This window comes from Candidatus Cloacimonadota bacterium, from assembly GCA_012516855.1.
Taxonomy (GTDB): domain Bacteria; phylum Cloacimonadota; class Cloacimonadia; order Cloacimonadales; family Cloacimonadaceae; genus Syntrophosphaera.
Window position 1 is genome coordinate 25919 of record JAAYWB010000020.1, and the last position, 10341, is coordinate 36259.

Below are 10341 nucleotides of genomic sequence, written 5' to 3' on the forward strand. Positions count from 1 at the left end.
AATTTGGCGAACCGGGCTTCACAGCCACAATTGCTTGCTGCGCGTTCGCTGGGCCTGTAGCAGAAGTTCCTGGCTGTTTGGGTCCAGCAGTTGCAGCGTGATCCGGAGGTTGAGCAGCTTCGATTCCGGTATTTCTTCCAGCCACCAGATTAGCAGGGCGTCGGCCCCGCTTTCCTGGAGCGAAAGGTCTTGCAACAGGAGACCGATGCTGTCAGCGGAGCTGCTTTCCCCTCCCCGGAACCGCACCAGCCGGATTTTGCCGCTCAGCAGCAATTCCCGTGCCAGAGCGCTTTCCAGGCCGCTCAGGCAGCTTTGGCAGTTGCCCCTGCGTTCCAGCGGCTGGATCAGCAGCGCGGGCGCCTGTCCTTTTGCCTCAATGTGTTCGCGTAGCCAGGCGCTGCCGGTGATGTCAGCCGCCAGTTCCCGGGTCAGCAGGGAAACATCCTCTTCGTTCCAGCCGTTCAGACGCCGCTGGGAGCAGCCCCAGAGGGCAAGTGTGCATAGCATCAGGACCAGAACTTTTTTCATTGTTATCTCCCTGCTTTGGACTAATATATCTGCGAGTGAACCGGGATGTCCAGCCCAGACTCCCGCTTTGTTAAGAAAAAATCATCTTCGCCGGAAGTTTTGATATTTGTCAAGTCCAATTTTCCCTCCGTGTCCGGCTTGGTGATTTTTTCCTTGTCAGAATATGGGCCGCAGATAAAGTGAACTAAATTCTAACCTTAAGGAGTGAATCATGACAGTTGCCATCTTTGTTGGGATCGTTATCGCCCTCTTTGTGATAATTCTGATCTCCCGCAGCATCATAGTTGTGCGTCAGGCCGAGGTCGTGATCGTGGAGCGTCTGGGCAAATACTACAAGACCCTGACCTCTGGAATCCATATCATCGTGCCCATTTTCGACAAGATACGCCCCATCCACTGGCGCTACAACAGGGCTGACTACCGCGGCAACGTGATCGTCACCCAGCGTCAGGAAAACCGCATCGACCTCCGTGAAACCGTTTATGACTTTCCCCGCCAGAACGTGATCACCAGCGACAACGTTTCCATCAACATCAACGCCCTCCTCTATTTCCAGGTCACCGACCCCTACAAGGCTGTTTACGAGATCGGCAATCTCCCCGAGGCCATCGAAAAACTCACCCAAACCTCGCTGCGTAACGTCATCGGTGAGCTCACCCTCGATTTCACCCTCACCTCGCGCGACACCATCAACGCCAAGCTGCGCGACATCCTTGATGATGCCACAGACAAGTGGGGAGTGAAGGTCAACCGTGTGGAACTGCAGGAGATCCTGCCCCCGGAAGAGATTCGCACCGCCATGGAAAAAGAGATGCGCGCTGAACGCGACAAACGTGCCAAAATCCTCCAGGCCGACGGTGAACGCGAATACCAGGTGCGCGTTGCCGATGGTGAAAGACTTGCCAAGATCGCCCGCGCCGAAGGCGAAGCCCAGGCTAAGCTGCTGGTGGCCGATGCCGAGAAGAAATCCATCGCCCTCATCGCCGAAGCGGTGAAGGGCAGCGGAACCGACCCCGCCCAATACCTCGTGGCCCTCAAGTATGTGTCAGCCTTCCGGGAAGTTACCAAACAGGGTGACAAGACCGTCGTGGTTCCTTACGAAACCTCCGCCCTGCTCGGTTCCGTGAAGACTCTGGCCAACATTTTCCAAAAGTAAATAACACATCCAAGGAGCATAACCCAATGTCAGAAATTCTTTACATCAAGGGAAGGGAAATACTGGATTCACGCGGTAACCCCACCGTGGAAGCCGACATCCATCTGGAAAGCGGTGTGGTCGCCCGCGCCGCCGTGCCCAGCGGTGCCTCCACCGGTGAACGCGAAGCCATCGAACTGCGGGACGACGATAAATCCCGCTACGGCGGCAAAGGCACCCTTAAAGCCGTGGATAACATCGATAGATTCATCGCTCCGGCCCTCTGCGGGCTGGAATCCACCCACCAGCCGGAACTCGACCAGGTGATGCTGAACCTCGACGGGACCCACAACAAGGAAAAGCTTGGCGCCAACGCCATCCTGGCCGTTTCCATGGCCGCCGCCCGCGCCAGCGCCATCGAAATGGACATCCCCCTCTACCGCTACCTCGGCGGAGTGGGCGCCGTGACCCTCCCCGTGCCCATGAGCAACATCATCAACGGCGGTTCCCACGCCGATAATAACGTCGATATCCAGGAATTCATGATCATGCCCCTGGGCGCCAGATCCTTCCGCGAAGCCATCCGCGTGAACGCGGAGGTCTTCCACGCCCTCAAAAAGATCCTCAACGACCGTGGCCTTGCCACTGGAGTCGGTGACGAAGGCGGATTCGCGCCCAACCTGGAAAACAACGAAGCCGCCCTCAAAGCGATCATGGACGCCATCACCGCCGCCGGCTACAAACCCGGCGAAGACGTCTTCATCGCCCTCGACGCCGCCGCTTCCAGCTTCTGGATCGACGGTAAATACGCTTTCGAGGGAAAACTTGCCTCCAACGACGAAATGATCGCCTACTGGGTGGACATGGTGGCCAAATATCCTATCGTCTCCATCGAGGACGGACTCGCGGAAAACGACTGGGAAGGCTGGATCAAGCTAACCGCCGCCCTCGGCGACAAAATCCAGCTCGTGGGCGACGACCTCTACGTTACCAACCCCGCCATCATCAAGCGCGGAATAGCCGAAAAAGCCTCCAACAGCGTGCTCATCAAACTCAACCAGATCGGCACCGTGATGGAGACCATTGACGCTATAAACACCGCCCACAAAGCCGGCTGGACCTGCGTGGTCAGCCACCGCAGCGGCGAAACCGGAGACACCTTCATCGCCGACCTCGCCGTGGCCATGAACACTGGCCAGATCAAAACCGGCTCCATTTCCCGCAGCGAACGCGTGGACAAATACAACCAGCTCATCCGCATCGAGGAAGAGCTCGGCGCGGCCGCCATCTTCCCCGGCAAAGCCGTGATCAAACAACTCGGCTGATTCCAGCCAGGCTGGCCCTTTCAGCCTGCGGATCAAGCCTTTGCCATAGGGGCGGGATTATTCTTCCCGCCCTTTCTGTTTTCCCCCTGTCATTACGGCATCAAGACAGTTTTCATCCACGTCATTCCTGGCTCGACCCGGAATCCATTCTTGGCGCCGCGGGGTCAAACCCACCCTTGACGTAGTGTTTGAACGCTGTCACATGGTAGAACATCCTGGGATGGGAAATGGCCGTCGTGGGAAGGATGTATTGAGTGTCGTTGGAAATGGAATCCTCTGATAGTGCAAAATCTGATTTTCGTTATCGAAATGAGTGGATAGATATAAGGGAGCTTAAATATTTTTCACAACTCAGCGCTTCAATCAGTATTAGTATTTAGATGGCGGATAGCTATCGTAAATACACAGACAGGAATTTGATTAAACCAAAGACCTGTAATAGGAGAAACAATGAAAACAATACTGATAGCTTTAGGGATTGCGACCTACCTTTTTATACTGATGTGTCTCAGGTTGTATCATAGCTCGGATGAATACAAAGGCAATAGAGACTTGGCTTTGATTCAGGATGTGCTATGGCCGGTCACGTATCTGCCGGCCTGGGTTGGAGTTCTGTTGCTAGGTCTTTTGGTTATATTAGCGCGTGAGAACCATAAGAGGGAAAGTGAACTGCAGCAATACCCGAGACTTTGGTCGTTATAAAGAACAAATGAAACTTAGATTTTACTGGTTTGAGCGCATAGCTTATCATGTTGGAGGGAATCAAACAGAAATGTACCCTCCACAGGATGTTATATATGATTAAAGACCACCCGAGAAACATCTCTTGTAGTGAACGATTCGATGGTTTAGAAGGCTTACAAAATCTTATAAGTGGGTTGTCATTACGACACGCCCGGACTGATTGTTCTTTGTAATGGACTGAGAGATGAATTCGCTTGTTATTGATCCTGGCTGCAAACCAACGGCATACATTTTTATTAACTGCTTGGAAACAGGGTTTGCCAAGCCAAGAAAAAGCTTGACCGTTTATCCTGAAATATTTTCGCTGGTATTCAGGCGCTCCGAGCGCTGGATAATGGAAAAGCTAATGAACAAAAGCTTGGATATTCAAAGCTTTTTGGTCTTGCTTGGCGAATGCACCGATTCAGGTAATTGCGGCTATCAGGTACTGCTAGGCTGGGCTGGAAACATCATTCGCTCAAGTTCTGCTCCCAAAGCAGACACAGAAGAGTTGTGCGACACAGTCAGAGGACTGGTCCACTCATTCATTCTGAAGAAAATTCCCACTATCTCCAATCATATCCAGAATAATAGAGGTGTATTCAATAAATACCAGATTGCCAGATATGTAAAAGTATCATTGCTTAATTACTACAGAAGCCACTGGAAACTGGAACTGGGTTTGGAAGCTAGGCTGAAGCGCGAGCAGCAATTTCAGAAACAGCAACAGGACAAAGAGCAAAAATCCCGCTCAGCAGAATATGATCGTTTGACGGAATTAAAAGAACCAGGCTGGGAAATGCCCAAAGACGATTTGGATCAGGAATTTGTGGTCGAGAGTTTATTGCGCAGCAGGGGAAATCATGTCATTTATGAACTGATGTCAGGCCTTCCTGGCCGGCTAAAGCGTTATATATTTTTCGCTTATTCCAACCGTGACCCCAATATCTACCCAACTAAAAATCCAGTTGCCGCCCGTAAGGAGCAAAGCCTGTCAAAGCTGGCCCTTCAGAGTTTTATTACCCGTCACAAGCTTCAGGAATTCGAGATCTACTACTTTTTACGGTCCCTTCCCGGTCAGATCTTTTTGGCAGAACTCAAACAACAATTTGGAGTTGGCAATGCCTGAGACAGACTATCGCAAGCTGTTTGAGCTCTATCTCTTTGAGAACAGACTCGTGCGGAAAGCTGTCGCGGATGATGAAGCTGCAGCCATCTTGGCAGGCCTTAGCATTCCGGATAACACCAATGACCAGCAGAAAAAAACCAACAGAAAGATCGAGCCGGGAGGCATCTATTGCCACGTGGGTGAGGACTGCTGCCTGGAATACTTGGTCCTGGAACAAAACAATGGCACTTGGCTGGTCTTGAAAATCTCAGGCTGGATTGACTTTGCTGACCAATACGATCTGATTTTCAGCCACGATGATGAACCCAAAATGATCCAGCTGCGCAACGCGGCTTTCGTCCTGCCCGATAAAATTGAACAATCACTATATTTGGGCAATGCGGGTGGCGACATTCTGAAGCAGATCAAAACCACTCTGCTGGAGAAAGACCGCGTCGCGGAAGACAGCAGCGGAGCTGAACTCCCACTCAAATGGAGATTCTTCCAACAGCGCTTTCACAGCATTGAAGCCGACCAGATGCAGCAATATCTGCACCACGACTGGAAAAACCAGCCCCTGCCGGTTCCGCTACCGCTTCCGGAGTCCTTATGTAAACAAGAAGCAGCACCTAAATCAACGTTGGATATTATGAGATCATGTACTCACGGTCTGGATTCCCTGGACAAAGGAGCTCTTGAATGGTACACTTATTTGCATGCAGAAAATCGATTATTATTAGCCACGGCAATCGATCCTAAATATGTGTGGTATAATGCTCTAAGCACAGCACTAATAAAAAGTATTCGGAAATTCTTGTCAGGTTCTGTGCCTAATTCTGTCCAAAGGATATCAAAGATAGTAGAGAACCATGGTATTTCCATCCTCTATACATCTCCCTGGGCTCTGATCTGGCCAGCCTTGAAAGATACGACATGGAATGGCTTCAGTTACTATAAAGTACCGTCAGGTGACATCATCTTGAAGATCAATCCAATTCTGGTCGGCAAAGAAGCGCAGATCAAGATTAAAGACAAAGTGGTATTCGATGGAGCACTTAAACCAGTCTTCAGCCTTGGAAGCGATATTACGGACAGCGAAAATGATCTGTCAGATTCTATAAAGATTAAAGTATCACAATAACAAACACAAAAGGAGACGACATGTTCCTTCACAAATTCACAAAGGAAGAACAAATCAAGTCATTTTTTGCATTGGTCGCAAAGATAGTCAATGCGGATGGTGTAGTGAGTAACATGGAGAAACAAACTCTTGCTGCTTATTCACTCGAAATGAAGCTTAACAAGAAATCAATATCCTCTTCTAAAATGGATGCAATTTTATCACAATCCCATGAAGCAAAATCTCTTGATGAATTATTAAAACCATTTCTTAAAGCGAAGGGTTCAGTAAAAAAAGCTCTTATCTTTGAGTTACTATTTGCGGCAATATGTGATTCAGAGTATCCAGAAGTCGAGATATTACTGGTGAAAAATATAGCGTATGCTTTAGGGATCAATGACATCTTATTGCATGGATTGCAGTTTATTGTGGAAAACATACACAATTACTCAATTCAGGCAGAATTGATTGTAGGAAATTAGGAGGAATAATGCCTTTACCAATCATTGTCCCAATCATCATTGGATTAGGTGGTGTGTACGGTGCAGGAAGGTCAATAAAAGCTGGTATTGACGTCCATAAGGCAAAGAATATAAACAGAGAAGCTACTGACATTATTTGCCGTACCCAAAAGAAGCAATACAGGCATCGTTCATCAGCAAGGAAAGGTCTAAGTGAACTGGCCAAAACAAAAGCGGTAATCCTAGCAGGCTCAATGAAGAACTTCATTAATGAGTTTGAAAAAATAAAAGACGTCGATTTTAGGCGTAGTGTTGGTCTAGATGAGATGAAAATTATCCATGAATTCATTGGAGACATTAATGAAACAAAAGAACTATCTGAATTTGCCACATCTCTTATAACAGGAGGCCTAGCTGGAGCTGGGCTTGGTTCCCTTGTTGCTTTTGGGGCCTATGGGGCGACTACTGCCTTAGCAGTAGCAAGTACGGGGACAACAATATCAACGCTTAGTGGTATTGCAGCTACCAACGCAACCTTGGCCTGGATTGGAGGTGGGACTTTGGCTGCCGGAGGATTTGGAGTTGCGGGAGGGGCTGCGATCCTAGGAATAATGGTTGCCGGCCCTGCAATTGCTGTCATGGGTTTAGTCGCTGGAGCTCGGGCATCAAAAATGTTAAATGATGCATATTCAAATCTAGCAACGGCCAAAAAAACCAAGAAAAAAGTTGACGTTATTTGTTTGAAACTAGACGAAGTAAAGAATAGGTCTGAACAGTTGAATTCATTACTTCGCAGGATAGACGTCTACTTTATCCAATCCATAAATTCTGTTAAGAGTGTAATAGATAAACGCGGAAGTGATTGGAGAGACTATGATGAAGCATCTAAAAAGAAGGTCTTCCTGAGCGTAAAACTAGCACAATTACAAAAGGCTCTTCTGGATACCCCGATTTTGTTAAAATCAGGTAAACTTTCAATCAAATATAATAAATCAATTAGTTATGTCGAACAAGAACTGCAATCACATGAGGTAAGTGGTGCAAAAAAAGGAAATAAAAGAAAAACAGAATGATACCGTGCGAAACATTATTTCTGCCACTACTGGACAGGAAGTAGTTGATCGTTTCGGAAGAGCAGCTTCAGAATATGTCAAGTCCTACAATGGATGGGATCCCAACAAAGAAAGCCTTTTTAGGGGTCTAAAACAAATATCTCAAAGCCGTATTGACTCCAATTATGAATATCAAAACATAAAGCAACAAGCTGGTTTTTCGGCTGAGGTTGTTCACGTAAGTCGCGGCAATGCAGAAAGGATTATTAATAACAAACTGAGTAGGTTGGCTAGAACTGAAGATTTGGGGCTGGTTAATGATCCCCAAACCGACATACTGGAATTAAACAGCAAAGGACAAATCATACCTGGTTCTGAATCACAAATGAAATTCAAGGGGAGGTTTTCAACTCCGAGAGAGATCAAACAGAGCGTAAAACAGAATATAAATATATTAGTTAATAATAAATATTACCACAAGTACTCGAAGCAAAAGATATTGATTCCAGGAGAGCAATATAGCTTGCTAAAAGAAATGACAAGCCAAGAAGCTCAGAAATTGAAAATAAAAGCGAGCGCATTTCGCAAAGAAGGTCTCGAGAAGAAAGCTCAGCTACTAGAAAATAGGGCTGCCAGACTAGAAGATGTGAATAATAGAGTTAAGAAAAGCCACCTTACCTCTAGAGAGGCGATTTATGCGAGATTATTTCCTAAGAGATTTACTGCAAAAGAAATATTATCGACATCACATAAGGCAGGCTTGATACAATTGCAAAATGCTGCAATCATTGGGAGTTCAATCTCATTAATCCAGAACATGTCTGCTTACTATAAGCATGAAAAAGAACTTAAAGGTGCACTAAAATCTATATCGAAAAATACATTAAACTCAGCTTTAATGGGATATGTCACTGGCGGGGCTGGAACAACAATTAAGGCATTGTGCGAAAACTCGCATAAGGCTATTCTGAAAAATGTTTCTAAATCTAACCTACCCGCCATAATTGCTGTATCGGTGGTTGAGCTAACAAAATCCGTGCGTTCACTGATACTAGGTAATATAGATGGCATTCAGTTTTTAGAGGAAATAGGAGAAAAGGGTAGTGGTTTAGCTGCTTCGTCCATGGGAGCGGCAATAGGACAAGTTTTATTACCCGTGCCGGTTGTTGGAGCTTTAGTCGGTAGCATGGTTGGATATTCAATGAGTTCAATATTCTACCAACAGACTCTCTATGCTCTAAAGGAAGAAAGACTTTCTAAAGCCAGAAGAGCAAACATTGAATACTATTGTGAATCAGCTATAAAATACATGGATAAATATGAGGCTTACCTAAAGAATGTTTTTAGATCAAGAGCAATTAAGGACAATAAAACTATTAGATTGTTCTTTCAAGAATTTGAGCAAGCAATACAAAAAAATGATATTGAGATGTTCACTGCTTCAGTGTGTGACTTAGCATTGCATTTTGGACATGTTTTGCAATTCCAAACTCTTGAAGAATTCAACTGGTTTATGCTTAGTGACGAACCACTGAAATTATGATATGACAGTTAGGAAGATACTTATAACAATCATCTATGTAGCAAAATGCATGTTTAATCTTTTTTGCACCGGCTATGCCATAATTCTTGTTACTTCCAAGGAATTAGGAATTTAAACAGTGTTGTTCGATTTCCAGCTGTTCAGCAAACGGTAACTATTGGATAGAGAGGTTTATTAGATGATGAACACTATGATAAAACATTGATGATTTAGGGGGTACTTTGAAAGAGATTACAATCAGATACTATACAAGGGAGGAACTGCGAAGCAGGGGTGTTTTTGATCGGTGGTCAATGTGGGTGAAGATCGTAAGAAAAAATGATTGTGAAGTCCATCACGAAGCTTCAGAAGAGATCTATATCCTTAAAGGCTCTGGTTGTATTGTGACCAAAACTGGAGAGGTGCACTACATCAGAGCGGGCAACCATCTCACGATCAGTAGTGGTGTGAGACTAATGTGGCATATTAGCAGGGCCATAACTTATAAATCAAGATGTTACTAAAGGAGAAAACATGTTAAAACGACAAGACCGCTTCATGAACAATGAACTCTTGGGGTTCATATCCCGTCCACAGTACGAAAACAGCTGCTCGATGTCCTCATTGACAGCTGTGATCAATTACCTATTCTCAGACCAGATTGGCATCAAAACAACCAAAGAATGGGCTGAAGAAATTGAAGCCCCGGACCCGGAAGAACCATTGAGCCCTGGCAACGAAACCATGATGAGTTGGTTTAAACTAGTCTGCGAGCACTACGGAGTGGAAGGAAAGTGTGACTATTTCATCTGCGACGAAGACGTGGAGGATTGGGATGACAATCCCAAAGTAATCACCAAATTGAAAAAAGCGATCAAGAGCAAAAAACAGGCATTGATCTATCATTTGGATAATCACTACAACGTCATAGTCGGATATTTTGAGCATGCTACCGATCCAGATAAAGCTTATGACCCCGACGCTCAATTGCAACGATGGATAGTTCTTGGGGAACACTCAGACTACAATAGATTGGAAGATTTCCCAGCTATTAATAAAATACTGGAAATTCTTAAACGGGGAGACAGATACAACCTACTTTATGACAGATGCACGGCGCCCGTCTGGAGCATCAGATGGAGAACTATCCGTCATGATCTGATCAACACGCCCAACCATTGCATCCTTATGTTTGAAAAGTAATTCTAAAGTTAAATAGAGTCACGATTAATACCATTTCGCTTGCATAAATACTAGAATTGATTATCCTGTCTCTGTATTCATATCACTGGAGGTAGTGATGAGAAAGATTCAAGTAAGCGACACCTTGCCGGCATCAGAACTCAAACGTCGGATGCTAAGTAGCA

Annotated in this window: 10 protein-coding genes; 9 read left to right on the top strand and 1 reads right to left on the bottom strand. The window is 46.0% G+C overall.

Going from position 1 to position 10341, the window contains the following annotated elements; translation table 11 throughout:
• Nucleotides 1–18: 18 nt before the first annotated feature.
• On the bottom strand, nucleotides 19–528 hold the full coding sequence (locus tag GX466_01985) for a hypothetical protein (GenBank protein NLH92979.1): 510 nt from the start codon (nucleotides 526–528) through the stop codon (nucleotides 19–21).
• Nucleotides 529–739: 211 nt separating this feature from the next.
• On the opposite strand from GX466_01985, the gene GX466_01990 reads away from it, so the two are divergent.
• The 9 genes from GX466_01990 (at nucleotide 740) to GX466_02030 (ending at nucleotide 10177) form a co-directional block, all read left to right on the top strand.
• Entirely contained in the window at nucleotides 740–1684 is a 945-nt protein-coding gene (locus GX466_01990; GenBank protein ID NLH92980.1) for an SPFH/Band 7/PHB domain protein, read from the top strand.
• Nucleotides 1685–1710: 26 nt separating this feature from the next.
• On the top strand, nucleotides 1711–2988 hold the full coding sequence (gene eno, locus GX466_01995; protein NLH92981.1) for a phosphopyruvate hydratase: 1278 nt from the start codon (nucleotides 1711–1713) through the stop codon (nucleotides 2986–2988).
• Nucleotides 2989–3438: 450 nt separating this feature from the next.
• On the top strand, nucleotides 3439–3690 hold the full coding sequence (locus GX466_02000; protein ID NLH92982.1) for a hypothetical protein: 252 nt from the start codon (nucleotides 3439–3441) through the stop codon (nucleotides 3688–3690).
• A 226-nt stretch (nucleotides 3691–3916) separates the two neighbouring features.
• Entirely contained in the window at nucleotides 3917–4840 is a 924-nt protein-coding gene (locus GX466_02005; protein NLH92983.1) for a hypothetical protein, read from the top strand.
• Nucleotides 4833–5960, top strand: a complete 1128-nt coding sequence (locus GX466_02010; GenBank protein ID NLH92984.1) for a hypothetical protein — start codon at nucleotides 4833–4835, stop codon at nucleotides 5958–5960. The genes GX466_02005 and GX466_02010 overlap by 8 nt, the downstream gene beginning before the upstream one ends.
• Before the next feature lie 20 nt (nucleotides 5961–5980).
• The gene (locus tag GX466_02015) at nucleotides 5981–6421 is read left to right on the top strand and encodes a hypothetical protein (protein NLH92985.1); all 441 of its coding nucleotides are present in this window, start codon (nucleotides 5981–5983) and stop codon (nucleotides 6419–6421) included.
• Nucleotides 6422–6429: 8 nt separating this feature from the next.
• Entirely contained in the window at nucleotides 6430–7473 is a 1044-nt protein-coding gene (locus GX466_02020; GenBank protein NLH92986.1) for a hypothetical protein, read from the top strand.
• On the top strand, nucleotides 7439–8995 hold the full coding sequence (locus tag GX466_02025; GenBank protein NLH92987.1) for a hypothetical protein: 1557 nt from the start codon (nucleotides 7439–7441) through the stop codon (nucleotides 8993–8995). Before GX466_02020 ends, GX466_02025 begins: the two co-directional genes overlap by 35 nt.
• A 513-nt stretch (nucleotides 8996–9508) precedes the next feature.
• Entirely contained in the window at nucleotides 9509–10177 is a 669-nt protein-coding gene (locus GX466_02030) for a hypothetical protein (GenBank protein NLH92988.1), read from the top strand.
• The last annotated feature ends 164 nt before the right edge of the window (nucleotides 10178–10341 follow it).